The 22,615-nt window shown below is 67.9% G+C and carries 25 protein-coding genes; 11 read left to right on the forward strand and 14 right to left on the reverse strand.

Annotated elements, in window-relative coordinates; translation table 11 throughout:
- Positions 1-82 precede the first annotated feature (82 nt).
- Complete coding sequence (locus QTH90_RS16670; RefSeq protein ID WP_444814743.1) at positions 83-826, reverse strand: Crp/Fnr family transcriptional regulator; 744 nt, start codon at positions 824-826, stop codon at positions 83-85.
- A 119-nt stretch (positions 827-945) separates the two neighbouring features.
- On the opposite strand from QTH90_RS16670, the gene QTH90_RS16675 reads away from it, so the two are divergent.
- The gene (locus QTH90_RS16675; protein ID WP_286665682.1) at positions 946-1,338 is read left to right on the forward strand and encodes a BLUF domain-containing protein; all 393 of its coding nucleotides are present in this window, start codon (positions 946-948) and stop codon (positions 1,336-1,338) included.
- 2 nt (positions 1,339-1,340) lie between these two features.
- Here QTH90_RS16675 and QTH90_RS16680 read toward each other — a convergent pair whose 3' ends face one another.
- Positions 1,341-1,670: a DUF2917 domain-containing protein gene (locus tag QTH90_RS16680; protein ID WP_286665683.1), complete on the reverse strand. Its 330-nt coding sequence runs from the start codon at positions 1,668-1,670 to the stop codon at positions 1,341-1,343.
- 151 nt (positions 1,671-1,821) lie between these two features.
- On the opposite strand from QTH90_RS16680, the gene QTH90_RS16685 reads away from it, so the two are divergent.
- The gene (locus tag QTH90_RS16685) at positions 1,822-2,805 is read left to right on the forward strand and encodes a LysR substrate-binding domain-containing protein (RefSeq protein WP_286665684.1); all 984 of its coding nucleotides are present in this window, start codon (positions 1,822-1,824) and stop codon (positions 2,803-2,805) included.
- A gap of 122 nt (positions 2,806-2,927) precedes the next feature.
- Here QTH90_RS16685 and QTH90_RS16690 read toward each other — a convergent pair whose 3' ends face one another.
- Positions 2,928-3,545, reverse strand: a complete 618-nt coding sequence (locus QTH90_RS16690; protein ID WP_286665685.1) for a 5-formyltetrahydrofolate cyclo-ligase — start codon at positions 3,543-3,545, stop codon at positions 2,928-2,930.
- Between the two features lie 9 nt (positions 3,546-3,554).
- On the opposite strand from QTH90_RS16690, the gene QTH90_RS16695 reads away from it, so the two are divergent.
- The 8 genes from QTH90_RS16695 (at position 3,555) to otsA (ending at position 13,165) form a co-directional block, all read left to right on the forward strand.
- Entirely contained in the window at positions 3,555-5,576 is a 2,022-nt protein-coding gene (locus tag QTH90_RS16695) for a lytic transglycosylase domain-containing protein (RefSeq protein WP_286665686.1), read from the forward strand.
- 80 nt (positions 5,577-5,656) lie between these two features.
- Entirely contained in the window at positions 5,657-6,232 is a 576-nt protein-coding gene (locus QTH90_RS16700) for a mechanosensitive ion channel family protein (protein ID WP_286665687.1), read from the forward strand.
- A 141-nt stretch (positions 6,233-6,373) separates the two neighbouring features.
- Positions 6,374-6,934, forward strand: a complete 561-nt coding sequence (locus QTH90_RS16705; RefSeq protein WP_286665688.1) for an MgtC/SapB family protein — start codon at positions 6,374-6,376, stop codon at positions 6,932-6,934.
- Positions 6,935-7,020: 86 nt separating this feature from the next.
- A complete protein-coding gene (locus QTH90_RS16710) occupies positions 7,021-7,704 on the forward strand; it encodes a glutathione S-transferase family protein (RefSeq protein WP_286665689.1) in 684 nt (227 codons plus the stop codon).
- 55 nt (positions 7,705-7,759) lie between these two features.
- The gene (locus QTH90_RS16715; RefSeq protein ID WP_286665690.1) at positions 7,760-9,028 is read left to right on the forward strand and encodes a multifunctional CCA addition/repair protein; all 1,269 of its coding nucleotides are present in this window, start codon (positions 7,760-7,762) and stop codon (positions 9,026-9,028) included.
- A gap of 62 nt (positions 9,029-9,090) precedes the next feature.
- Positions 9,091-9,855, forward strand: coding sequence for a trehalose-phosphatase (gene otsB / locus QTH90_RS16720; RefSeq protein WP_286665691.1), 765 nt, complete (start codon positions 9,091-9,093; stop codon positions 9,853-9,855).
- Positions 9,852-11,777: a glycoside hydrolase family 15 protein gene (locus tag QTH90_RS16725; RefSeq protein ID WP_286665692.1), complete on the forward strand. Its 1,926-nt coding sequence runs from the start codon at positions 9,852-9,854 to the stop codon at positions 11,775-11,777. Before otsB ends, QTH90_RS16725 begins: the two co-directional genes overlap by 4 nt.
- Positions 11,774-13,165 carry an alpha,alpha-trehalose-phosphate synthase (UDP-forming) gene (gene otsA / locus QTH90_RS16730; protein ID WP_286665693.1) on the forward strand — a complete coding sequence of 464 codons (1,392 nt, stop codon included), beginning with the start codon at positions 11,774-11,776 and terminating at the stop codon, positions 13,163-13,165. Before QTH90_RS16725 ends, otsA begins: the two co-directional genes overlap by 4 nt.
- On the opposite strand, the gene QTH90_RS16735 is transcribed toward otsA, so the two are convergent.
- On the reverse strand, positions 13,162-13,557 hold the full coding sequence (locus QTH90_RS16735) for a hypothetical protein (protein WP_286665694.1): 396 nt from the start codon (positions 13,555-13,557) through the stop codon (positions 13,162-13,164). The genes otsA and QTH90_RS16735 overlap by 4 nt on opposite strands.
- A 131-nt stretch (positions 13,558-13,688) precedes the next feature.
- On the reverse strand, positions 13,689-14,009 hold the full coding sequence (locus QTH90_RS16740; protein ID WP_286665695.1) for a hypothetical protein: 321 nt from the start codon (positions 14,007-14,009) through the stop codon (positions 13,689-13,691).
- 179 nt (positions 14,010-14,188) lie between these two features.
- On the opposite strand from QTH90_RS16740, the gene QTH90_RS16745 reads away from it, so the two are divergent.
- Positions 14,189-15,661, forward strand: a complete 1,473-nt coding sequence (locus QTH90_RS16745; protein ID WP_286665696.1) for an aminotransferase-like domain-containing protein — start codon at positions 14,189-14,191, stop codon at positions 15,659-15,661.
- Positions 15,662-15,668: 7 nt separating this feature from the next.
- Here the strand turns inward: QTH90_RS16745 and QTH90_RS16750 are convergent, their stop codons facing one another.
- The 9 genes from QTH90_RS16750 to QTH90_RS16790 form a co-directional block, all read right to left on the reverse strand.
- Positions 15,669-16,595: an ROK family protein gene (locus tag QTH90_RS16750; protein WP_286665697.1), complete on the reverse strand. Its 927-nt coding sequence runs from the start codon at positions 16,593-16,595 to the stop codon at positions 15,669-15,671.
- A 4-nt stretch (positions 16,596-16,599) separates the two neighbouring features.
- On the reverse strand, positions 16,600-16,794 hold the full coding sequence (locus QTH90_RS16755; RefSeq protein ID WP_028251900.1) for a DUF2905 domain-containing protein: 195 nt from the start codon (positions 16,792-16,794) through the stop codon (positions 16,600-16,602).
- 9 nt (positions 16,795-16,803) lie between these two features.
- On the reverse strand, positions 16,804-17,586 hold the full coding sequence (gene hisN, locus QTH90_RS16760) for a histidinol-phosphatase (RefSeq protein ID WP_286665698.1): 783 nt from the start codon (positions 17,584-17,586) through the stop codon (positions 16,804-16,806).
- A gap of 169 nt (positions 17,587-17,755) precedes the next feature.
- Positions 17,756-18,214, reverse strand: a complete 459-nt coding sequence (locus tag QTH90_RS16765; RefSeq protein WP_286665699.1) for a hypothetical protein — start codon at positions 18,212-18,214, stop codon at positions 17,756-17,758.
- The gene (locus QTH90_RS16770; RefSeq protein ID WP_286665700.1) at positions 18,211-18,627 is read right to left on the reverse strand and encodes a PAAR domain-containing protein; all 417 of its coding nucleotides are present in this window, start codon (positions 18,625-18,627) and stop codon (positions 18,211-18,213) included. The genes QTH90_RS16765 and QTH90_RS16770 overlap by 4 nt, the downstream gene beginning before the upstream one ends.
- Before the next feature lie 271 nt (positions 18,628-18,898).
- Positions 18,899-19,768, reverse strand: coding sequence for an ABC transporter permease (locus QTH90_RS16775; RefSeq protein ID WP_286665701.1), 870 nt, complete (start codon positions 19,766-19,768; stop codon positions 18,899-18,901).
- Positions 19,765-20,601 (reverse strand): ABC transporter ATP-binding protein, encoded by an 837-nt coding sequence (locus tag QTH90_RS16780; protein WP_286666275.1) that lies wholly within the window; start codon positions 20,599-20,601, stop codon positions 19,765-19,767. Before QTH90_RS16780 ends, QTH90_RS16775 begins: the two co-directional genes overlap by 4 nt.
- A 62-nt stretch (positions 20,602-20,663) precedes the next feature.
- Positions 20,664-21,674, reverse strand: coding sequence for an ABC transporter substrate-binding protein (locus QTH90_RS16785; protein WP_286665702.1), 1,011 nt, complete (start codon positions 21,672-21,674; stop codon positions 20,664-20,666).
- Positions 21,675-21,707: 33 nt separating this feature from the next.
- A complete protein-coding gene (locus QTH90_RS16790) occupies positions 21,708-22,607 on the reverse strand; it encodes a TauD/TfdA dioxygenase family protein (RefSeq protein WP_286665703.1) in 900 nt (299 codons plus the stop codon).
- Positions 22,608-22,615: the final 8 nt, after the last annotated feature.

Genomic DNA, 22,615 nt, shown 5'->3' on the forward strand with positions numbered 1-22,615 from the left:
GGCCGGCGGCTGCCGGGCTGGCTGGGCCGCGGGTTTTCCGGGCTGGGCCTCTACGATAAGCGATGGCGTTCGAAAAACCGCGTCAGATCACCGGCGTCGGCCGCATAGGCCGCTCGAAATAGTCGCCCAGCCGCTCCAGCGCGTGCGGCTCCATGATGCGCAGCCATCCGTTGTCGAGCTTGTGCAGCCCCAGGTGCTGGAGGCGGCGCAATGTCTTGTTGGTATGCACCAGCGACAGGCCCAGCGCGTCCGCGATGTGCTGCTGGTTGAACGGAAACTCCGCCCACCCGTCGCGCACCATGCCGACGCGCTCCGCACGCCGATAGAGGTGCATCAGCAGCATCGCCACACGCTCGCTGGCGTTGCGCCGGCCGGCGGTGACGAGGTTGTCGTCCACCATCTTCTCCTCGCGCGCCGCGAGCCAGGTGATGTCGTAGCCGAGCTTGGGGTGCGAATGGAACAGGTCCCAGAGCTTGTCGCGGTCGAAGGCGCAGAGCGTGACCCCAGTCACGGCCTCCACGCCATGGGTCTCGCCGTCGGCGAATTCGTCCTGCAAGCCGATGAAATCACCCGGCAGCAGGAAACTCAGGATCTGCCGGCGCCCGTCGCTGAGTGTCTTGTAGCGAAAGGCCCAGCCGGAATACAGCGTGAAGAGGTAGGCGCTGGCACGTTGTTCCTCGATCACGGGCCGACCGGCCTCGACGACGCGCGTGCCGCTGCGAAATGATTCGATGGTGCGCACTTCCTCCGCAGTCACTGGCAGGAAGGCGGGGTTCCTGCGCAGGCCACATTCGTCGCACGGATGCGCACAGCGCGGCGGAGAAATGGGCGCCGGATAGTCCTCGAACTTCACCTGAACACTATAGGCCACATGCCTGTGTCTTTTGACATTTCCGCCTGCATTCCGCGCTCCTACACTGCCGGCGCCCCTCGTCAGATCGTCGAATGCAACTCCAAGAAATCCTCTATTCCAGCCTGCTTGCTCCCGACCAGCCCACCACGGTGGTCGGCCAGATCGTGACCCGGGCCCGAGCCCGCAACGCGGAGACCGGAATCACGGGCCTGCTGGTGTTCGACGGCGCTCGCTTCTGCCAGCACTTCGAGGGGCCGAGCGAACAGGTGCTTGCGCTGATGCGCCGCCTCCGGGCCGATCCGCGCCATGCGGAGGTGCGCGTGCTGTACGAGGGGTCGCTGCTGCAGCGCCGTTACCAGCGCTTCGAGATGGGCTTTGCCGAGGTCGAGGAACACGACGACCTGGCGGACGTGCATGTCCTGCAGGGCGCCGAGGCGCTGCAACGCTTTCTGGCGCTGCGCCCCCGGTTCGACATCGCAGGCTGAGTTCAGGCCGCGCGGGCGACCGCGACGGCGTCCCAGGTGTAGGTCGCGCCGTTGCCGTCCCACGGTTCCATCACGATGCGCTCGCCGGCTGCAACGGCCAGCGATTCGCCCGGGGCCAGCACGAGGTCCTCGCTGCCCGAGTGCGCTGTCGCATCGCGGGTGACCCATACCCGGCCTTGCCGGATGCGCATGACGCTGGCGCTGGAAGCCCTGAGACTTATCGCGTGCCCGGCCTCCAGCTGCCATGCACCGCGGCGCACTGCCGGCGGCACGGCGGCCGGACGGGCCAGTGCAACGGATGGGAGCGAAGAAGAGGTGCAGACGGCGGACATGGTGGACTCCTGGGAGGGATTTGAAAACACGCAAATGGCGCGCTTCGGGAATGAATGATCCGCCCGCCCTCGTTGGCAGTCCAATGAAAACGCGGTAGCCTACTGATTCCGGTTTCGCATCAATCGCCAGGCCCGCCAGCCCCTCCTCGACATGCTCCATTCGCAAACCCACCTCCGTTCCCGGCCGATCTCCGCCGGCCATCTGCGTGCGTTCGAGGCGGTCGCCCGTCACCTGAACTTTCGCGCGGCCGCCGAGGAAATGGCTCTGACTCAATCCGCCGTCAGCCGGCAGATCCAGTCGCTGGAAGAAGAAGTGGGCGTGCCGCTGTTCCTGCGCCACACGCGGGCGGTCGAACTGACGAGCGCAGGAGCGCAACTGCTGCTGGCGGTGCAGCAGTCGCTGCCTCGCATCGACGGCGCGGTGCGCATGATCCGCCAGAACGCGGGGCGCAAGAGCGTGTCGCTGACGACCTTCGCCTCCTTCGCCTCGATGTGGCTGATCCCCCGGCTGGAGGCCTTCCAGCGCGACAACCCGGAGATCGACATCCGCATCGACGCCAGCGACGCGGCGCTCGACCTGGACATCGCGGACGTCGACATCGCCCTGCGCTACGGGCCGCGCGAGAACATGCCGCCCGATGCCTTGCGGCTTTTCGGCGAGACGATCACGCCGGTGGCGAGCCCCTGGCTCATCAAGAGCAACCCGCAGATCAAGGGGCCAGCCGACATCGCCCACTTCACGCTGATCGAGGCCGGCGACGCGCATCGCACGCATCTCGAATGGCTGACCTGGCGCCGCTGGTTCGAGGTCAACAACCTGTCGCGCGCCCAGCCGCGGCGCTGGCTCTATTTCAACTACGCCTACCAGATGGTCCAGGCCGCGCTCACCGGCCAGGGCGTAGTGCTCGCGCGGAGCTCGCTCATCGCGGAAAGCCTGGCCAACGGCGACCTGGTGGAGGTGCTGCCGCACTACCGCATGGATTCACCGATGGCCTACTGGCTCATCACCGGCCCGCGCAGCGCACAGCGCTCCGAGATCCAGGCCTTCAACGAATGGCTGCTGAGCCAGGCAATCACCACCCGCGAAACCATCGGCGAAGTCCCCGACCCCGACACCATCGACCAGATGGACTAAAGCCCCCCGCATCACCGCCCCCCCATTCGGGAAACACCGTGGAACCGGCTCTGCCGGGCCACCGGTGTTGCCCCCGGTAGGGGGTAGGCGGCCACACGAAGTGGGCAAGCCTGGGGGCGAGCTCAGCCCCTCGGCCAGACGACGCCGGTGTCGTTGAGGATGGCGTCCAGCGGCACGTCATGCGCCTCCGGCTCGAAGTCGTGGACGAGCCCGTTCTCGAATCCCAGCCCCACCGTGAAGGGCCGCGGCTCCAGCGCCGCCAGCGTGCGGTCATAGAAACCACCGCCATAGCCGAGCCGATAGCCGCCCGCGCTGTAGCCCAGGCAGGGCACGAACAGCAAGGTCGGCACGACCAGCTCCGTGTCCTTGGGCTTCGGAATGTCGAAGGCATCGTTCTCCATCGGGCAGCCCGGATACCAGGAATGGAAGGTCAGGGTCTTGTGCACCCGATCGACCACCGGCAGCCCGATGCGCCGGCGATGCGGTTCGTCGAGCAGTTCGCCATCCTCTTTCCAGCGATGCAGTGCCGGCAGCGGGTCGAATTCGCCCTTGATCGGCCAGTAGGCGCCGATCACCGTGTCCGGCCGTCCCACCAGCCAGATGCGCATCACGCGCTGCAACAGGTCGGAGCGCACGAGACGATCGGGCATGGCGAGGCGTTGTTCGATCAACGCCGCACGCACTTGGCCCTTGAGAAATGTGGCAGTTGCCGAGGTGTCGGCACCCTTTGACTTGTCCATAATCCCCCGATGCAGTTCGCAAGCATTTTGGCATCCGCGCGCCACCGCCCCCGCGCCTCTTTTTCCACGCTGGTTCTTTCGCTCTTTCTGGTGGGCGCAGCCGTGCTGCAGCCGGCCCGCGCGCAGAACGGCAACGACGATGTCCTGCTGCAGATGAAACAGGCCGCCCAGCGCGGCGACAAGGCACGCCTCGCGGCCCTGCTGCCGCAGGCGCGCGGCCACACGCTCGAACCCTGGGCCGCGTACTGGGAACTGAAGGCCCGGCTGCAGGAGGCGAGCCCGCAGGAGGTGCAGGACTTCCTCGCGCGCTACCCCGGCACATACCAGGAAGACCGCCTGCGCAACGACTGGCTGCTGCTCGCGGGCCAACGCCGCGACTGGGACAGCTTCATGGCGCTGCATCCGGCCTATCGCATGAACGACGATGCGCAGGTCCGCTGCTACGCGATCCTGATCGACACGCTGCGCAACGGCAGCGCCACCCAGGCGCAGGCCGACGAGGTGCGCCGCACCTGGCTCGGCCAGCGCGAACTGGACGACGGCTGCCTCACCGCCGCCGACCGCATGATCGGCGCGCGCCTGATGTCGCCCAACGACGCCTGGAAGAAGGCACGCCTGTCCATCGAGGCCAACCGCCCGCAGGCCGCCCGCGCGGCGGTGATGCTCGTCGCGCCCGACGCCATCGCGCTGTTCGACGAAATGAACGCCAACGTCGCCAAGTTCCTGACCGGCCGCGGCTTCGCCGTCGCCAAGTCGCGCCGGGAACTGGTGGTGCTCGCGCTCATCAAGATGACCGTCGCCGACCCGGAGATGGCCGCCTTCCAGCTCGACAGCAAATGGGGGACGATGCTCTCCGCCGAGGAGCGCAACTGGCTCTGGGGTGCGATCGGCCGGCAGTTCGCCACCAAGCTCTCGCCGATGGCCAACACCTACTTCGCGAACGTCACGAAGATCGGCGACCTGTCCGACGACATGCTGTCGTGGAAGGCGCGTGCCGCCCTGCGCTCCGGGGAATGGAAGCAGGTGCTGGCGTCCATCGGCGCGATGAGCGAGGTGCAGCAGCTCGATCCGACCTGGGTCTACTGGAAAGGCCGCGCACTGAATGCCGTCGGCGGCGACGACCGTCGCGCCGAAGCCCGCACGCTCTTCGAGAGCATTGCAGGCACACGCGGCTTCTATGAATTGCTCGCACTCGAAGAACTGGGCCAGCGCGCCGCCGTGCCCACCCGCCCCGACCCGCTCACGCCCGAGGAAAAGGCCGCGGCACGCAACAACCCGGCGCTCCAGCGTGCGCTCTACGCCATCTCCATCGGCCTGCGGCCCGAAGGCACGCGCGAGTGGAACTACGCGACCAACCTGCACGACAAGGGCGGCATGGGCGACCGCGAACTGCTCGCCGCCGCCGACCTCGCCTGCCAGCGCGAGGTGTGGGACCGCTGCATCAACACCAGCGAACGCACCAAGGGCGTGATCGACATCGACCAGCGTTTCCCGATGCCCTTCCGCGACACCGTGGTGCGCAAGAGCCAGGAAATCGGCCTCGACCCCGCCTACGTCTACGGCCTGATCCGCCAGGAAAGCCGCTTCATCATGGACGCGCGCTCGGGCGTCGGCGCCTCCGGCCTGATGCAGGTGATGCCCGCGACCGCGCGCTGGACCGCCAAGAAGATCGGCATGGCCGACTTCACGCCGGGCCAGATCAACGACCGCGACACCAACATCACGATCGGCACCAATTACCTGAAGCTCGCGCTCGACGACTTCGACGGCTCGATGGCGCTCGCCGCCGCGGCCTACAACGCGGGCCCGGGCCGGCCGCGCAACTGGCGCAACGGGCCGGTGATGGACGCGGCGATCTGGGCCGAGAACGTGCCCTTCACCGAGACGCGCGACTACGTCAAGAAGGTGCTCGCGAACACGACCAACTACGCAGCGCTGATCTCCGGCCGGCCGCAGTCACTCAAGGACCGTCTCGGTCGGGTCGGGCCGCGTGATGCCGCGCTGCCGGAACCCAACAAGGACCTGCCCTGATCCGCATCCTGCAGAACCTGCGCGCCCGGCTGCCCGACTGGGCCAACGAAACGCTGGACATCGCCATCCCCCTGGCGCAGGTGGCGCTGATCCTGCTGGCCGCCTGGCTGGCGTACCGCTTCGTGCGCCGGCTGATCCTGCGCGTGACCGCGGGCTACCACATGCCCGGCAACGTGGCGCAGATCACGCGCCGCACGGCCGCCTTCCTGATCTATGGCGGTGCCGTGCTGTGGGGCCTGGAACGGCTCGGCGTCTCGGGCGGCGTGCTGTGGACCGCCTTCACGAGCTTCGCCGCTGTCGGCGCAGTGGCCTTCTTCGCCGCCTGGAGCGTGCTGTCGAACATCTTCTGCGCCATGCTGATCTACACCACGCGAATGTTCTGGCCCGGCGACACGGTCGAAGTGCTGGAAAACGGCGAGAAGCCGGGCCTCAAGGGCCGCGTGCTGGACATCAACCTCGTCTACACCACGCTGGAGGAAAGCGGCAGCGCCGAGGAAGGCACGACGCTGAAGATCCCCAACAGCATGTTCTTCCAGCGCGCCGTGCGGCGCTGGCACGGCAGCTGTCCCGCGCTGCCGCGAACGCTGGACCTTGCTCACCCGTCCCACCCCGCGGAGCCGCCCCCGCAGACCAGGGATAGCGCGGAACCCGCTTAGCCGGGCCGCCGGTTTCGCCCCGACAAGGGGCAGGCCGCCACACGAAGGGGGCAAGCCTGGGGGCGAGCCAGAGCCCTTGTCCTACAGTCGCCCGCGCGGTGCACGGGCCACACTGCGGCCCTCGTCACTTCCCGCCGCAGCATGGCCGCATCAGTCTGGGCCGCGACCACCGAGGTGCTCGCCGCTGAGTTCTCCGACGTCCCCGACCTCGCGCAGGTGCTGCGCATCCTCGTGCGCCTGCTGCTGGCCGCGATCCTGGGCTTCATGCTCGGCTTCGAGCGCGAGCAGCACGGCAAGGCGGCGGGCGTGCGGACCCACATGCTGGTGGCGATCGGCTCCGCCCTGTTCGTGCTCGTGCCGCAGCAGGCCGGAATCCAGCCGGCCGACATGAGCCGGGTGATCCAGGGCCTGGTGGCGGGCGTGGGCTTCCTGTGCGCCGGCACCATCCTCAAGCAGGGCAAGGACGAGCAGAACGTGCAGGGCCTGACCACCGCGGCCGGCCTCTGGATGACCGCCGCGATCGGCATGGCCTGCGGGCTCGGACGCGAAGTGACGGCGGTGCTCAGCGCCCTGCTGGCGCTGGCGGTGCTGGCCCTCGTGCCGCGGCTGGTGGCGCTGATCGAGCGGCTGGTCGGCCCGCCCACGCCGGAAGGTTCGTCGCAGCGGGTGATCACCCGGCCGGACGACGCTCCACCGCGCTGAGCATCAATTTCGGGCCGCGATGGCATCAATCGCCCGGGCCGCCGCCGCTACGATCGAAGGCTTTGCATCACCTCCGAGAGGCCCGCATGATCAAGCTCTACATCGGCAACAAGAACTACTCGTCCTGGTCGATGCGACCCTGGGTGCTCATGAAGCAGGCCGGCATCGCGTTCGAGGAAGTGATGGTGCGCTTCGACTCCTTCGACGAGCATTCGAAGTTCAAGCACACCATCCTGGCGCTCAACCCGACGGGCACGGTGCCGGTGCTGCAGGACGGCGACATCGTCGTCTACGACACGCTCGCCATCTGCGAATACCTTGCCGAGACGCATCCCGACAAGAAGCTCTGGCCTGCCGACAAGGCCCGGCGCGCGCGGGCGCGCAGCGTCTGCGCCGAGATGCACGCGGGCTTCCGCGCGCTGCGCAGCCACTGCGGCATGAACATCGAGGCCGATCTGAGCCAGCAGGGCCGGCTGATCCTGCGCGACCAGCCCGACGTGCGCGCCGACCTCGACCGCATCGTGCAGTTGTGGGGCGGTCTGCTCGATGCCCATGGCGGGCCGATGCTCTTCGGCGAGTTCAGCACCGCCGACGCCTATTTCGCGCCCGTCTGCACGCGCATCAAGACCTTCGCGCTGCCGGTGCCCGCCGCCATCTCGGGCTACATCGAGCGCGTGCTGGCCCTGCCCGGCGTCAAGGCCTGGATCGCCGACGCACTCGTCGAGAAGGACTTCGTCCTCATGGACGAACCGTACCGGCTGGAGCACTGAGTCGGCCCCGGGCGCAGATGCTGCAGCGGCGCCACGTCGCCCTACACTGCGCCCCATGCAAACCTATCTCGTCGGCGGCGCGATCCGCGATGCGTTGCTGGGCCGGCCCGGCAGCGACCACGACTGGGTCGTGGTCGGCGCCACCCCCGAACAGATGGTCGCGCGCGGCTTCCTGCCCGTCGGGCGCGACTTCCCTGTGTTCCTGCACCCCGAGACGCGCGAGGAATACGCGCTGGCGCGAACCGAGCGCAAGAGCGCGCCGGGCTATCGCGGCTTCGTCGTCCATGCCGCGCCGGACGTCACGCTCGAACAGGACCTCGCGCGGCGCGACCTGACCATCAACGCCATCGCATTGCCCGAAGCACGGATCAACGCCTCCGACCGCCTCGACCTGGACCCGGCCGATCTGGTCGACCCCTTCCACGGCCAGCGCGACCTGCAGCAGAAGCAGCTTCGCCATGTGACCGACGCTTTCCGCGAAGACCCAGTGCGCATTCTTCGCGTCGCGCGCTTCTCCGCGCGGTTTGCCGACTTCCACGTCGCCCCCGAGACGATGGTGCTGATGCGCGGGATGGTCGAAGCCGGCGAAGTCGATGCCCTGGTGCCCGAACGCGTCTGGCAGGAACTCTCGCGCGGCCTGATGGAAGACAAGCCCTCGCGCATGTTCGAGCTGCTGCGCGAATGCGGCGCCCTCCCCGTGCTGCTGCCCGAGGTCGACCGCCTCTGGGGCGTGCCCCAGCCGGAAGCCCATCACCCCGAAGTTGACACCGGCGTGCACCTGATGATGGTGCTCGACATGGCGGCGCACCTGCATGCGCCGCTGGCTGTGCGCTTCGCCTGCCTGGTGCATGACCTCGGCAAGGGCACGACGCCGGCCGAGGTGCTGCCGCGCCACATCGGCCACGAGCAGCGCAGCGCGAAGCTGCTGCGCGCGGTGTGCGAGCGCTGGCGCGTGCCCGTCGATGTGCGCGAACTGGCCGATGTGGTGGCGCGCGAGCACGGCAACATCCACCGCAGCGGCGATCTCAATGCCACCGCGGTCATCCGCCTGCTGGAGCGCTGCGATGCCTTCCGCAAGCCGGAGCGCTTCGACGAGGCGTTGCTGGCCTGCGAATGCGATGCACGCGGACGCCTCGGCCTCGAAGACGCGCCCTATCCGCAGCGCACGCGCCTGCTGGCCGCATTGGCCGCGGCGCAGTCCGTCGCCACGGAACCCATCGCACGGGAGGCGCAACAGGCCGGCGCGACCGGCCCGAAGATCGGCGAGGCGATCGCCCGCGCGCGCACGGCCGCAGTGGACGCAGCCTTGCAACCCTCCTCCTGAAGGTGGATTGACGGCTTTGGCCGACGCGCCGCGCGGCGTGAGTCTGCTATGGTTTTCCCTCCATGCTGCAGACGCCCCCCCGACTCACGCCCGACGCGGCCCTGTTCCTCGACTTCGACGGCACGCTGGTGGCCATCGCCGAGACGCCGGAGGCCGTCCACGTCCCTGCCGCCATGGTCCCGCTGCTCAGCGACCTGCATGACCTGCTGGGCGGCGCGCTGGCGGTCGTCTCCGGCCGGCAGATCGACGTGCTCGACCGATTCCTCGCACCGCTGCGCCTGCCTGCTGCCGGCGAACACGGCGTGCAGCGCCGCGACGCCGAAGGCCAGATGCAGGAGCAGCGCGCACTCGACCTGACAGCCGTGCTCGCGGCAGCCAACGAACTCGCCCGTGTGTACGAAGGGCTGCTGGTGGAGCGCAAGCACGCCGCCATTGCCCTGCACTACCGGCTGGCGCCGCAACTCGAGGCCGTGTGCCGCGATGCCATGTCGCGCGCCATCGACGGCCAGCCGCAGTTCGAACTGCTGCACGGCAAGTTCGTGTTCGAGGTCAAGCCGGCAGGCATCAACAAGGGCGTCGCCATCGACGCCTTCCTGCGCGAAGCGCCGTTCGCGGGCCGCGTTCCCGTGTTTGCCGGCGACGACACCACCGATGAAAGCGGCTTCGCCATCGTGCAACCGCGCGGCGGCGTGGCGATCAAGGTGGGTTCCGGGCCCAGCCTGGCGCTGCACCGGCTCGATTCACCGCGCGCGGTGTTCGAATGGCTGGTGGCAGCACGGGACCTGCTCGCCACCCCGCCGGCCGCAACCCCAAGGAAACCGGAATGAGCACTGTCCAGAAAGAGGTCGACGCGCCTGAAGACCGCGCCGGCCAGTCGATCGCGGGCGCCGCAAGCGCCAGCGACCAGGCGCCCACGCATCCCGAGGCGATCACCGAGCCGTCCGCGCGCACCGGCTTCGGTCCGCCGGCCAAGGCCTCGCTCAACGTTGGCGTGATCGGCAATTGCGCCTACAGCGCGCTGGTCGACGAGCGCGGCCGCGTCGTGTGGAGCTGCCTGCCGCGCTTCGACGGCGACCCTGTCTTCAACGCGCTGCTGCACACGGGCGAGGATGCGAGCGCCTGGGCGATCGAGATCGAGGACTTCGCATCGTCGAAGCAGTGGTACGAGCCGAACACGGCCGTGCTGCGCACCCAGCTCTTCGATTCGACCGGCCAGGGCATCGAGATCACCGACCTGGCACCACGCTTCCACAGCCGCTCGCGCTACTTCCGGCCGCTCACGATGGTGCGCCGCGTGAAACCGATCAAGGGCACGCCGCGCATCCGCGTCACGCTCACACCGCGCTTCCAGTGGGGCGCCATGGCGCCGACCATCACGCGCGGCAGCAACCACATCCGCTACGTGGGGCCCGAGTTCACCCTGCGGCTGAACACCGACGCATCGGTCTCGCACATCCTCTCGCACCAGCCCTTCGTCCTCTCGCGCGAATACAACTTCGTGCTGGGTGCGGACGAGACGCTGACCGACGGCATCGCCGACACGGCAAGGCATTTCGAGCAGGAGACCATCGCCTACTGGCGCACCTGGAGCAAGCGGCTCGCCATCCCCTTCGAGTACCAGGACGCGGTGATCCGCGCCGCGATCACGCTCAAGCTCTCGCTCTACGAGGACACCGGCGCGATCGTGGCCGCGATGACCACCAGCATCCCCGAGGCGCCGGGCAGCCAGCGCAACTGGGACTACCGCTACTGCTGGCTGCGGGACGCCTTCTTCGTCGTGCGCGCGCTCAACAGCCTCTCCGAAGTCGGCACGATGGAGGACTACCTGCGCTGGCTGTCCAACGTGGTGATCGGCTCGCGCGGCGAGCACATCCAGCCCCTCTACGGCATCGGCCTGGAGGGCGACCTGCCCGAATCCTTCGTCGAAGGGCTCAGCGGCTACCGCGGGATGGGGCCGGTGCGCGTGGGCAACCAGGCGCAGGAGCACTTCCAGCATGACGTCTACGGCAACATCGTGCTCGGCGCGGCGCAGGCCTTTCACGACCATCGCCTGCTGAGCCGGGCCGGCGTGGCGGAGTTTCCGTACCTCGAAGCCGTCGGCGAGCAGGCCATCCGCGTCTATGGCACGCCGGACGCCGGCATGTGGGAGCTGCGCACGCGCGCCCGCGTGCACACCAGCTCGGCGCTGATGAGCTGGGCCGCCTGCGACCGCCTCGCGAAGATCGCCCGCGCGCTCGGCCTTGCGGAGCGTGCGGCCTACTGGCACGGGCACTCGTCGCGCATGCGGGAAGAGATCCTCGCCAAGTCCTGGTGCGAGGAGCGCCAGGCCTTCGCCGAGAGCTTCGGCGGCCACGAACTCGACGCGAGCATCCTGCTGATGGTCGAGGTCGGACTGATCGACGCACGCGACCCGCGCTTCGTCTCCACCGTCGAGGCCATGGAAAAGTCGCTCTGCGACGGCCCCTACATGCGGCGCTACGAAGCCGCCGACGACTTCGGCAAGCCCGAGACAGCCTTCAACATCTGCACCTTCTGGCGCATCGACGCGCTGGCCAAGATCGGCCGCAAGGCGGAAGCGCGGCAGATCTTCGAGACCATGCTCGCGGCGCGCAATCCGCTCGGGCTGCTGTCCGAGGACACGCATCCCGTCACCGGCGAGATGTGGGGCAACTTTCCGCAGACCTACTCGATGGTCGGGATCATCAATGCCGCGGTGAGGCTTTCGGCGCCCTGGGACTCTTGCATATGAGCCGGCTGGTGGTTGTCTCCAACCGCGTGGCCGATCCACGCAAGCCGGCAGCCGGCGGCTTGGCCGTCGCGCTCGGCGAAAGCCTCCAGCAAAGCGGCGGCCTGTGGTTCGGCTGGAGCGGCGCGATCGTCGAGGAAGGTCCCACCGGCGAGGGCGAGATGCACAAGCAGCAGGCCGGCAAGGTCACGCTCGCCACCATCGACCTGAGCCGCGAGGACCACGACAGCTACTACCTCGGCTACAGCAATGACGTGCTGTGGCCGGTGTTCCACAACCGGCTCGACCTCGCGCACTTCGACGCCGGCTTCATCGGCGGCTACCGGCGCGTCAACCAGCTCTTCGCCCGCAAGCTGATGCCGCTGCTGCAGGAAGACGACATCATCTGGGTGCACGACTACCACCTGATCCCGCTGGCCGCCGAGCTGCGCGCGATGGGGTGCCGGCAGCGCATCGGCTTCTTCCTGCACATTCCGCTGCCGCCGCAGATCATCATCGCGGCGATCCCGCAGCACGAGTGGCTGATGCGCTCGCTCTTTGCCTACGACCTGATCGGCTTCCAGGCGCAGCAGGACGTGCAGCACTTCGAGCACTACGTGCAGAACGAGGCCCACGGCGAGATCCTCGGCCAGCATCTCTACCGCGCCTACGGCCAGACGGTGCGCTGCAACGCCTTCCCGATCGGCATCGACGTCGACGAGTTCGCCGCGCTCACGCACGCGAAGGAGTCTCGCGACATGTTCGAGACCATGCGGCGCGAATACTCCAGCCGCAGACTGCTGCTGGGCATCGACCGGCTCGACTATTCCAAGGGCATCCCGCAGCGGGTCCGCTCCTTTCGCGAGCTGCTCGCCAACTACCCCGAGAACCGCCGCAGCGCGACGCTGATCCAGATCGCTTCGCCGACGCGCGAGACGGTCGACGCCTATGCCGACATCCGGCGAGAGCTCGAGTCGCTGTGCGGCGCCATCAACGGCGACTACGGTGAACTCGACTGGATGCCGGTGCGCTACATCCACCGCATGGTGGCGCGCAAACGCGTGCCGGGCCTGTGCCGCGCGGCCGCCGTCGGCCTCGTCACGCCGCTGCGCGACGGCATGAACCTGGTGGCCAAGGAATACATCGCGGCGCAGGACCCCGCGGACCCCGGGGTGCTGGTGCTGTCACGCTTCGCAGGCGCTGCCGAGCAATTGAGGGAAGCGCTGCTGGTGAACCCCTACGACACGCACGGCACGGCGGAGACGGTGCAGCAGGCGCTGCAGATGCCGCTGGATGAGCGCCGCGAGCGCCACCAGAAGCTGCTGGCGCGCATTCGCGAGCAGGATGTGCACTGGTGGCGGGAAGGCTTCCTGAATGCGCTTCGTGAAGCGGAGAGCGTGCGCGAGCGCTAGTCGAAGCGAACTTCCGCAACGGTCGGCGCGTCCGGCGACATCGTGTCGGCGTTGGCCAGCGACGTGGCCGTGCGGAACCAGTAGCGGCACACCGTGCGATTCACCATCGTGACGCACATGCGCCCGTCGTCATGGATGACCCACGTGCCGGATGCGCGCCCGAGCCCGGTGCGGCTGGCCTCGACAGTGCCGTCGGCACGAAATTCCCAGTGCGACATCGAACCGCTCGACAGGTTCTTCGACATCACCGGCTTGCCGACCAGGCCGGCTTCGATGTCGGCGCGGCTCAGATAGACCCGATCCGCCGCGGCAGCCGTACCCGGATTCAGCAGCGCGGCGACGGCAGCCACCACGGAGATGAGGTAGATCACGTGAACGACGAAGCGGGTCATGAGCGGGCTCCCTTTCGGTGTCCGGAACGCGCGGCAGCTTCGCGCGCCCCATGGCCGTCAATGTAGGCAGAGACCGCGTCGGCGACGAGTAAGCAGTTCGCGTCCGCGATGTGACGCAGTTCACACGGCCGTCAGGCCGCGTTGCCGACCAGCAGTTGCACGAGCCGGGCGACGCGGGACGGCGCCGGCGGCACGGTCGCAGCGCGGGGCAAGCCGCGCACCTGCGCCGGCGACAGGGCCGAGACTTCGATCCAGCCGCCATGCTCGGCGACATAGGCCTCGCCTTCGTCCAGCGTGGACCGGGCGGTGAACACCGTTTCGCCGAACCAGCTGGGCGGCGACACCACGCTCACGCAGCCGCGGGTGACCAGCAGGGCGGCCCCCGCGTCGACGGCCACGCGCAGGGTCTGGCCCGGTTGAAGGCATGTGATTTCGGAAAACTCGCTCGTCATCGGAACACCTCTTTGGGACGGATGGGATGACTTCATCGTAGGGAAGCGACCGCTGGAAAAACAGGCACAGCATCTGGCATTCGCAGGCATAACAGTCACGATCGACGTGCATCTGTTATGGTCGATTTCTTCAAATCTGCATCTGTTTCCGCCGCTCCGGCTGCGGGAGCATCGTCCGCATGGAATCGCCCCCGCTCTACCGGCAACTGGCCACGCACTACCTGGACGCGATCCGCGCGGGTTCGCTCAAGCCGGGCGACAAGCTGCCCTCGCTGCGCAGCCTGATGCGGCAGCACGCCATCAGCCTCTCGACGGCGCTGCAACTGTGTCGCGCACTGGAAAGCGAAGGCTGGGTGGAGGCGCGCGACCGCTCGGGCTACTTCGTGCGGCGCCCGCGCCGGCTCGCGATCGCGACCATGGACGAGCCCGCCGCCGACGTCGCGCCCGACCCGGCGCAGTACGTCGGCATCCATTCCAAGGTGTCGGACTTCGTGGCGCGCCGGCGCCAGGGCGAGGTGCAGGTCGACTTCTCGATGGCGCGCGGATCGCCCGAGCTGTACCCGGCCGAGGCCTTGCGCGCCATCATGATGCGCATGCTGCGCCAGCGCCCCGCCCTGCTGACGACGGCGGCGCCTTCCCGCGCCCTCACGCCCCTGCGCGAAGCCGCGGCACGACGCGGCCTGCGCGTGGGCATGACGCTCGCGCCCGAGGAAGTGCTGGTGACCAACGGCTGCATCGAGGCGCTGAACCTCGCGCTGCGCGCAGTGGCCCAGCCCGGCGACACGGTCGCGGTCGAGTCGCCGACCTTCTACGGCCTGCTTCAGGTGCTGGAGAGCCTTGGCATGCGCGCACTGGAAATCCCGACCAGCCCGCAGACCGGCCTGTCGGTCGAGGCGCTGGAGATGGCGATCGAGGCCTACGGCCAGATCAAGGCGGTGGTCGTCGTGCCGCACCTGCAGAACCCGCTGGGCAGCGTGATGCCCGATACGCACAAGCAGCGGCTGGTCGAGCTGTGCGAGCGGCACGCCATCGCGCTGATCGAGGACGACACCTACAGCGAGCTGCTCGATACCGATGCGCCGCCGAGGGCGGTCAAGTCATGGGATCGCACGGGCAACGTGATCCACTGCGCCTCGCTGCACAAGGTGCTGGCGCCCGGTCTGCGGCTGGGCTGGATCTCGGCCGGGCGCTGGCACGGCCGGGTCGAGATGCTCAAGTACACCCAGACCCGCAGCAACGAAGAGCTCGCACAGTGCGCGGCCGGCGAGTACATGGGCACGGGCGCCTACGACCGGCATCTGCGCCGGCTGCGCGAACGGCTGCAGGTGCAGCGCGAGCGCACGGCCGATGCGATCGCGGCGCACTTTCCGTCCGGCACGCGGCTGAACCTGCCGCCCGGTGGCCTCCAGTTGTGGGTGGAACTGCCCGAGCGGCTGTCGTCCGCCACGGTGTTCGATGCGGCCCTGCGCGAGCGGATCCTCGTGGCGCCGGGAACGCTGTTCTCCAACTCGTCGCGCTTCGACCACTACCTGCGCATCAATTGCGGCTGGCCTTACGACGATGCCATCGATGCCGGCTTGCGCAGGTTGGGCGCGATCATCGGGGAATGCGCGGCGGCACGGGCTACCGAGCCGTCACGCAAGGCGGCCTGAGCCGGCCTCAGTCCAGCAGGGCCAGGGCGCCGTAGTCGCCGACCGTGTCTCCCAGGCCGGCGGGCACCAGCACCGCGCCGCGGGTGAGCGCCATCAGCTTGCCGTCGATCTGTGCCTGGAGTCGGGGCAACAGCAAATCGCGGTTGTTCCAGAACACGCTGCCGCCGAGGCTGATGCGTTCGAGGTCCAGCGTCGCGATCAGGTTGTAGAGCATGCGGCCCATCACGCGGCACAGCGCGTCGGTCGTTGCCAGCGCCTCCGGATCGCCACGCGCCGCACCTGCAAACAGGTGGGCCGCGGGGTGGCCGAAACGCCGGGCGATCGCATTGCCCGCGGCCAGCCCCTCGACGTCTCCCACGTTGCCGCAACCGCACAGCGCGTTGGCATCGCCATCGACGACAAAGCTGTGCCCCGCGTGCCCGGCATTGCCGTTCTTGCCGCGCAGCACCCGGCCTTCGACGCACAGCCCGACGCCGACGCCGGTGCTCCAGGTGACGTAGGCGCAGTGATCGCTTCCCTGGAGCGCACCCCACCGCCGCTCGGCTTCGAGCGCGGCGACCGCGTCGTTCTCGACCCGCACATGGGCGAACCGGCGCGCAAGCGGCGCCTCCAGCAACGCAGTCATCCACTCGTTGGGCAGGCCGCGCGCAGGGCCGGCGATGCCGCCGCAGATGTTGGGGGTGGCGAGTTCCACCAGGCCGTCGCGCAGCTCGAAGGGGCCGGCGGACGAAACGCCGACGCGATCGATCGTCGCGCTGTCGATGTGCTGCTCGGCGCAGATCTCGTCGACGAGCCGCATGATCTGGACCGCCACCGCGTCGTTGTCGCCGGTCTTGGCGGTCGGCTCGCTGCGGCGGCCGATCAGCGGCGACGCACTGTCGGCGGAGAGGCTCACGGCCACCTTGGTGCCGCCGATATCGACGCAGGCTCTCATCGGGTCAGATCCATCGTGCAATCAACGCCGCGATCATGCTGAGCACGACGGTGCTCGCGATCGGCAGCTGCCACTCGCGCCCGAAGGCACGGAACTCGAAATCGCCGGGCAGGCGCCCGAAGCCGAAACGACGCAGCCAGGCGGTGAGCCCGCTCATCAGCACCAGCGCGAGGACGACGACGATCAGCCAGCGAATCATCAGTGCAGTTTAGGCCGCAAGAAGGGCCAGTGCCTGTCGGTGAAGTTCGGGCGTTGCGGCCGCAACGACACGCGCATTGGCTTCGAGGCCGAGCGGGCGGCCTTCCCAGTCGGTGACGACGCCGCCGGCGGCCTCGATCAAGCCGGTCGGGCCCAGGTAGTCGTAAGGCTGCAGGCCGGTCTCGACCACCAGGTCGATGGTGCCGCCGGCCAGCTGGGCGTAGCCGTAGCAGTCGCCACCGAAGCGGCGCATCGCGCACTGGCGGCTCAGCCGGTCGAAGGCCTGCCAGTCGTCTGCGTTGAAGATGTCCGGCGAGGTGGTGACGATGCGCGCCTCGGCGATCGTCCTGCAATCCCGCACGCGCACGGGCTGCCCGTTGCGCTGCGCGCCGATGCCGGCCTGCCCGATCCAGCGCTCGCCAAGCACCGGCATGTCGACCATGCCCAGTTCGACCCGGCCGCCGCGCACCAGCGCGATCAGCGTGCCCCACAGCGGCGAGCCGGTGATGAAGCTGCGCGTGCCGTCGATGGGGTCGAGCACCCAGATGCGCTCGGCGTCGAGGCGCTCCTGGCCATGTTCCTCGCCGAAGATGCCGTCGGCAGGGCGTTCGGCGCTGAGGATTTCGCGCATCGCCGCCTCGGCCGCGCGGTCCGCCTGCGTGACTGGGCTTTCGTCGGCCTTGGCGATGATGTCGAGCGGGGTGCGGAAGAGGCGCAGCGAGTGCGCAGCCGCAGCACCGGCCAGCGCGTGGGCGACGCGCAGGTCTTCGTCGGGCGAAAAGTGGAGGCTCATGGGGAGGGATTAGAACTCACCCCATCGAGGGCGCGGAACGACTACAACCGCGCCGCCGTCTACGAGCACGTGGCCCGGACGGGGATGATGTCGCCGCACCCCGATAGGGGCGGAGACAGCAGCGGCAACTACTGGATGCCAACGCACGAGCCATGACCCGTGAATCGGCTTATCTTTGAGGGCCCTTCAGGGGTTCAGGGCAACAGGAGTTCGTCTTCACGCATGCGGGCTGCACGACCACCGTCACTTGGTCGATGGTGGCCGTCACAAGCGGTGAGCCGGCCTTCAAGGGGAAGACAGCCCAATGGATCGGTGCGGGGTTCTCGTCGCCGGTCTTTATCAGTCGAGTCACATTGTCGATGCGCTGCCGCGCGAGGACGTTGCTCGTCGAGTTGCCTTTGACAGCGTTCGCGAAGATCCCGATTTCGCCGATGCCTTGGGTCGCGCCGCTCTTGCGCGCTTGCCACAGGGTATGCCAGGCAACCAGTTCCCGGATTTGTTCGTTCTCCAACGCCGCGCTGTTCTGGCGCAATGCGATTTCATGCTCCAGGTCGCTTGGCTTGCACGCCAGAGACGCGGTGCTGGTGGCGACGCACGCCAGTGCTGCGATTGCTTTGCGAAAGTTCATGGGTCGCTGGGCTCGGCCTCATGGGAAAAACTGACGTCTGCTGTCTTCTTAAGGGCAACGATGTTGGCGCCTGTGACCGAGCCAAAGTTGGGGATTGGCAACGTGTAGCCCAGTGCTGCGCCCATGTCATCGTAGGTGGAAGTGGTCTGGAGCACAGACACGATCTGCTGATGGTTTGGACATTGGCAGACAACGATGTCGCCTTCCAAGGCGATTTCAGCGTTGTAGAAGAATCCCCTTCGCGAGCCACCCGCTTTCGTGATCACCCCGACGCTTCCACAACTCTCGCAATATGCGCGACCACCGATCAGCGCCACTCGATGCCCATGGATGGTCGAGCTCGGGCCTGTGTACGGCAACACATGCCCGCCGTGGATCAGTCGGTCGCCCACAACCGCAATTCGTCGCATCATTCTTTCGTGCCTTTCCCTGAGAGTGACTTCGGAAGGCACTAGCCTATCGACGCTGCGAACGTACAAAGCGGATGGCGAAAAATCCAGACAAGTCTCATCGCTTCAATGAATCGTCTGGTCGTTCGCGCACTTCGCGAACGCGCCCCTCAATGGGTTAGCGGTAGCCACCCAATGGGCGCCCCCTGCCGGAGTCGGCCCCGTCTTCGAGGAAGCGAGTCGCTAGCTCGGGCGAAGCTCGGTCCAGCAAGCGCTCTATGCGATTGCAGAGACGCTAGCGTTGTTGCCCCCAGCGGCGGACGGTCAGGCGCTCCAGGGTGGCGAAGCCCAGGTTCTCGACCAGCAGGCCGATCAGCACCACCATCGCCAGGCCGGCGAACACGCGGTCGGTGTAGAGCTCGTTGCGGTTCTGGAAGATGTACCAGCCCAGTCCGCCCTGCCCCGACGAGGCGCCGAACACCAGTTCGGCCGCGATCAGCGTGCGCCAGGCAAAGGCCCAGCCGATCTTGAGCCCCGACAGGATCGAGGGCAGCGCCGCCGGCACGAGGATCTGCAGCACGTAGCGCAGCCCCGTCAGGCCGTAGTTTCGGCCGGCCATGCGCAAGGTTTCCGGCACGCCCTGGAAGCCGGCGTAGGTGTTGAGCGCCAGCGGCCACAGCACCGAATGGATCAGCACGAAGACCAGGCTGCCCCGGCCGAGCCCGAACCACAGCAGCGCCAGCGGCAGCAGCGCAATGGCCGGCAGCGGGTTGAACATCGAGGTGAGCGTGTCCAGCAGGTCGCGCCCGATGCGCGTCGACACCGCGAGCGTGGTCAACGCGAAGGCCAGCACCACGCCCGCAACGTAGCCTTGCAACAGCACGACCAGCGAGATGCGGACCTTGTCGACCAGCTCGCCGCTGGCCAGCCCCTGGCCCAGTGCGCGCACGGTGGCCGTGAAGGTAGGCAGCAGGAGATCGTTGTCCTGCCAACGCGCGGCAAGCTCCCACAGCGCCGCGAGCACGCAGAGGATCAGGCCCTTGCGCAGCCAGCCCTGCGCCCAGAGACGCGAGGCAGCCGGCAGCGGCCTCTCGACGGGCAAAGCGGTGAAGGGCTCGAGCGGCAGTTCGTACTCGGGCCGGATGGGCGGATTGGCGCTCGTCATGCAGCCACCGCCTCTTGCGCCTCTGGCGCCTCTTCGAACAGCAGGCGGTGGATGCGCTGCGCCGTCGCCTGGAAGTCGCCCGCGCCCAGGCTGTCCTGGGTGAAGCCGTGGCTGTTGATCTCGGCACGCATGCGCCCCGGATGTGGCGACAGCAGCGCCACGCGGTTGCCGACCACCAGCGCCTCTTCGATCGAGTGCGTCACGAACAACAGCGTGAAGCGCACTTCTTCCCAGAGCGCGAGCAGTTCCTCCTGCATCTTGCGGCGGGTGAGCGCGTCGAGCGCGGCAAAGGGCTCGTCCATCAGCAGCACGCGCGGCTGCATCGCCAGCGCGCGCGCAATGGCCACGCGCTGCTTCATGCCGCCGGAGAGCTGGTGCGGATGCACGTCGGCGAACTTGGCGAGGCCGACCTTGTCGAGGTAGTGCAATGCGCGCTCCTCGGCCTCCTTCCGGCCGAGCGTTCCGGATGCGCGCAGCGGAAACATCACGTTCTGGCGCACGGTCTTCCAGGGCGGCAACTGGTCGAATTCCTGGAACACCACGATGCGGTCCGGCCCCGGCTGCGTCACGCGCCGGCCATCGAGGCGGATCTCGCCTTCCACCGGAGGGATGAAGCCGGCGACGGCCTTCAGCAGCGTGGACTTGCCGCAGCCCGAAGGGCCGAGCAGCACGAAGCGGTCCGCCTCGTGCACGTCGAAGCTCACGCGGTGCGTGGCCCGCACCAGGCGTTCGGGCGTGCGGTATTCGAGACTGACGCCGTCCACCTGCAGCAAGGGATCGAGCCCGCCGTGCTGCCCGGCGGACGCCGATCGGGCGGGCGCCGGATGGCGCAGCGGCGTCTCCGCGAAAGTCCGACGCAGGGTGATGCCTGCCGAGGTCGACGACACAGCCACGCTCAGTTTCCCGACGTGTTCTGGGCGTCGTCGAAGAAGTAGTCCTTCACCGAAGCCGGCTTGTTCTTGATGGCGCCCACCCGGTGCATGAATTCGGCCAGCGCATAGGTGTTCTGCGGCGTGGTCTTGAACTGCACTTCAGGGTTCTTGATGATCTTCAGCAGCAGGTCGCGATCGATCTTCGCGTTGCCGACCTTGAGATAGATGTCCGCGGCCTTCTCCGGATTGGCGGTGACGAACTGCGCGGCCTCGTTGAGCGCATCGAGGAAGGCGCGGTAGGTCTTCGGGTTCTCGTTGCGGAATTTCTCGGTGGCGTAGAGCACCGTGGCCGAGGCCGGCCCGCCCAGCACCTGGTAGGAGTTGAGCACGATGTGCGCATTCGGGTTGCCCGCCAGTTCCTGTTCCTGGAACGGCGGATTGCCGAAGTGCGCGCTGATCTCGGTGCCGCCCTTGATGATGGCCGCCGCCGCGTCCGGATGCGGCACGGCCACGCTGATCTTGTCGAGCTTGTTGAACTCCTTGTCGCCCCAGAGCTTGGCGGAGGCCAGTTGCAGCACGCGCGACTGCACCGAGACGCCGACGGCCGGCAGGGCGATGCGGTCCTTGTCGGTGAAGTCGGCCAGCGTCTTCACGTTCGGGTTGTTGCTGACGAGGTAGTACGGGAAGTTGCCGAGCGAGGCCACGCCGCGCACGTTCTGCTTGCCGTAGGTGCGGTCCCAGAGCGTGAGCAGCGGCCCGACGCCGGCGCCCGCGATCTCGATGTTGCCGGAGAGCAGCGCGTCGTTGACCGCGGACCCGCCCGAGAGCTTGACCCACTCGACCTTGGCGTCGACGCCTGCGGCCTTGGCGTGCTTCTCGATGAGCTTCTGGTCCTGGGCGACGTTGAGCAGCAGGTAGACGATGCCGAACTGCTCGGCGATGCGGATGCGGCCCTCGGCGTGCGCCGCGATGCTGCCGAGGGTCAGGCCGATGCCAGCGATCAGGGCAGCGGTATTGCGTGTGAAGCGGTTCATGTTTTCTTGTTGCTTGTGGCGGTAGGAGCCCGATCAGAAGGGCGTGTCGCCCTCGATCGTGGTGCGGTAGAGCTTGCGGCGCAGTTCGTCGGGCGTGCCGGCTGCCAGATGCATCAGCGAGCGGTTGTCCCAGAACACCAGGTCGTGCGGCGCCCAGTGGTGGCGGTAGACGAACTCGGGCTTCACGCTGTGCGCGAACAGTTCGGCGAGCAGCGCATCGCTTTCGTCCTGCGGCAATCCGACGATGCGCGTCGTGAAATGCTCGCTGACGAACAGCGCCTTGCGGCCGGTTTCGGGATGGGTGCGCACCACCGGCTGGATGGCGGGCGCTACCTGGTCGATCTGCGCCTGCGACAGCTTGGGGCGCCAGGGGTTCTTGGAACGCAGCTCTTCATACTTGGCGAGATAGCTGTGCTCCGCTTTCAGGGGCAGGACGCGCTTCTGCAGTTCAGGGCTGAGCGCCTCCCATGCCAGGTGCTGGTCGGCGAAGAGCGTATCCCCGCCCTGGCTCGGCAGTTCCTGCGCGTGCAGCAGCGAACCGAGACTGGGCTTGGGCTTGTACGAGATGTCGGAGTGCCAGTAGACGCCGGCGTCGCCCAGGCCGATGGGCTCGCCGTTCTCCTTGATGTTCGAGACGATCAGGATCTCGGGTTGCCCCTTGAGCTGGAACTGGTGGAGCACGTGGATTTCCAGCGGGCCGAAGCGGCGGCTGAACGCGACGTGATCCGCGGGCGTGACCTGCTGGTCGCGGAACACGACCACGTGATGGTCCAGATGTGCGCGATGGATGCGCGCGAAATCGGCGTCGTTGATCGGCTTCGAGATGTCGAGGCCGACGATTTCGGCCCCTACCGGCGCGTCGAAACGGCGCACTTCGAAATGCTGCGGCGGCGCGTTGCGCGTGCCGGCGTCAGAAGAGAGAACAGCAGTCATCCAAACAA

Origin of the sequence: Variovorax flavidus, assembly GCF_030317145.1 — a bacterium.
In the GTDB taxonomy this organism is placed as follows: Bacteria; Pseudomonadota; Gammaproteobacteria; order Burkholderiales; family Burkholderiaceae_C; genus Variovorax; species Variovorax flavidus.

Bases quoted from the DNA above. Each gene is read 5' to 3' on its own strand.
- QTH90_RS16675 (WP_286665682.1), top strand. From the start codon at position 946: ATGCAACTCCAAGAAATCCTCTATTCCAGCCTGCTTGCTCCCGACCAG.
- QTH90_RS16680 (WP_286665683.1), bottom strand. From the start codon at position 1,670: ATGTCCGCCGTCTGCACCTCTTCTTCGCTCCCATCCGTTGCACTGGCC.
- QTH90_RS16685 (WP_286665684.1), top strand. From the start codon at position 1,822: ATGCTCCATTCGCAAACCCACCTCCGTTCCCGGCCGATCTCCGCCGGC.
- QTH90_RS16690 (WP_286665685.1), bottom strand. From the start codon at position 3,545: ATGGACAAGTCAAAGGGTGCCGACACCTCGGCAACTGCCACATTTCTC.
- QTH90_RS16695 (WP_286665686.1), top strand. From the start codon at position 3,555: ATGCAGTTCGCAAGCATTTTGGCATCCGCGCGCCACCGCCCCCGCGCC.
- QTH90_RS16705 (WP_286665688.1), top strand. From the start codon at position 6,374: ATGGCCGCATCAGTCTGGGCCGCGACCACCGAGGTGCTCGCCGCTGAG.
- QTH90_RS16710 (WP_286665689.1), top strand. From the start codon at position 7,021: ATGATCAAGCTCTACATCGGCAACAAGAACTACTCGTCCTGGTCGATG.
- QTH90_RS16715 (WP_286665690.1), top strand. From the start codon at position 7,760: ATGCAAACCTATCTCGTCGGCGGCGCGATCCGCGATGCGTTGCTGGGC.
- otsB (WP_286665691.1), top strand. From the start codon at position 9,091: ATGCTGCAGACGCCCCCCCGACTCACGCCCGACGCGGCCCTGTTCCTC.
- QTH90_RS16725 (WP_286665692.1), top strand. From the start codon at position 9,852: ATGAGCACTGTCCAGAAAGAGGTCGACGCGCCTGAAGACCGCGCCGGC.
- otsA (WP_286665693.1), top strand. From the start codon at position 11,774: ATGAGCCGGCTGGTGGTTGTCTCCAACCGCGTGGCCGATCCACGCAAG.
- QTH90_RS16735 (WP_286665694.1), bottom strand. From the start codon at position 13,557: ATGACCCGCTTCGTCGTTCACGTGATCTACCTCATCTCCGTGGTGGCT.
- QTH90_RS16740 (WP_286665695.1), bottom strand. From the start codon at position 14,009: ATGACGAGCGAGTTTTCCGAAATCACATGCCTTCAACCGGGCCAGACC.
- QTH90_RS16745 (WP_286665696.1), top strand. From the start codon at position 14,189: ATGGAATCGCCCCCGCTCTACCGGCAACTGGCCACGCACTACCTGGAC.
- QTH90_RS16750 (WP_286665697.1), bottom strand. From the start codon at position 16,595: ATGAGAGCCTGCGTCGATATCGGCGGCACCAAGGTGGCCGTGAGCCTC.
- QTH90_RS16755 (WP_028251900.1), bottom strand. From the start codon at position 16,794: ATGATTCGCTGGCTGATCGTCGTCGTCCTCGCGCTGGTGCTGATGAGC.
- hisN (WP_286665698.1), bottom strand. From the start codon at position 17,586: ATGAGCCTCCACTTTTCGCCCGACGAAGACCTGCGCGTCGCCCACGCG.
- QTH90_RS16765 (WP_286665699.1), bottom strand. From the start codon at position 18,214: ATGAACTTTCGCAAAGCAATCGCAGCACTGGCGTGCGTCGCCACCAGC.
- QTH90_RS16770 (WP_286665700.1), bottom strand. From the start codon at position 18,627: ATGATGCGACGAATTGCGGTTGTGGGCGACCGACTGATCCACGGCGGG.
- QTH90_RS16775 (WP_286665701.1), bottom strand. From the start codon at position 19,768: ATGACGAGCGCCAATCCGCCCATCCGGCCCGAGTACGAACTGCCGCTC.
- QTH90_RS16785 (WP_286665702.1), bottom strand. From the start codon at position 21,674: ATGAACCGCTTCACACGCAATACCGCTGCCCTGATCGCTGGCATCGGC.
- QTH90_RS16790 (WP_286665703.1), bottom strand. From the start codon at position 22,607: ATGACTGCTGTTCTCTCTTCTGACGCCGGCACGCGCAACGCGCCGCCG.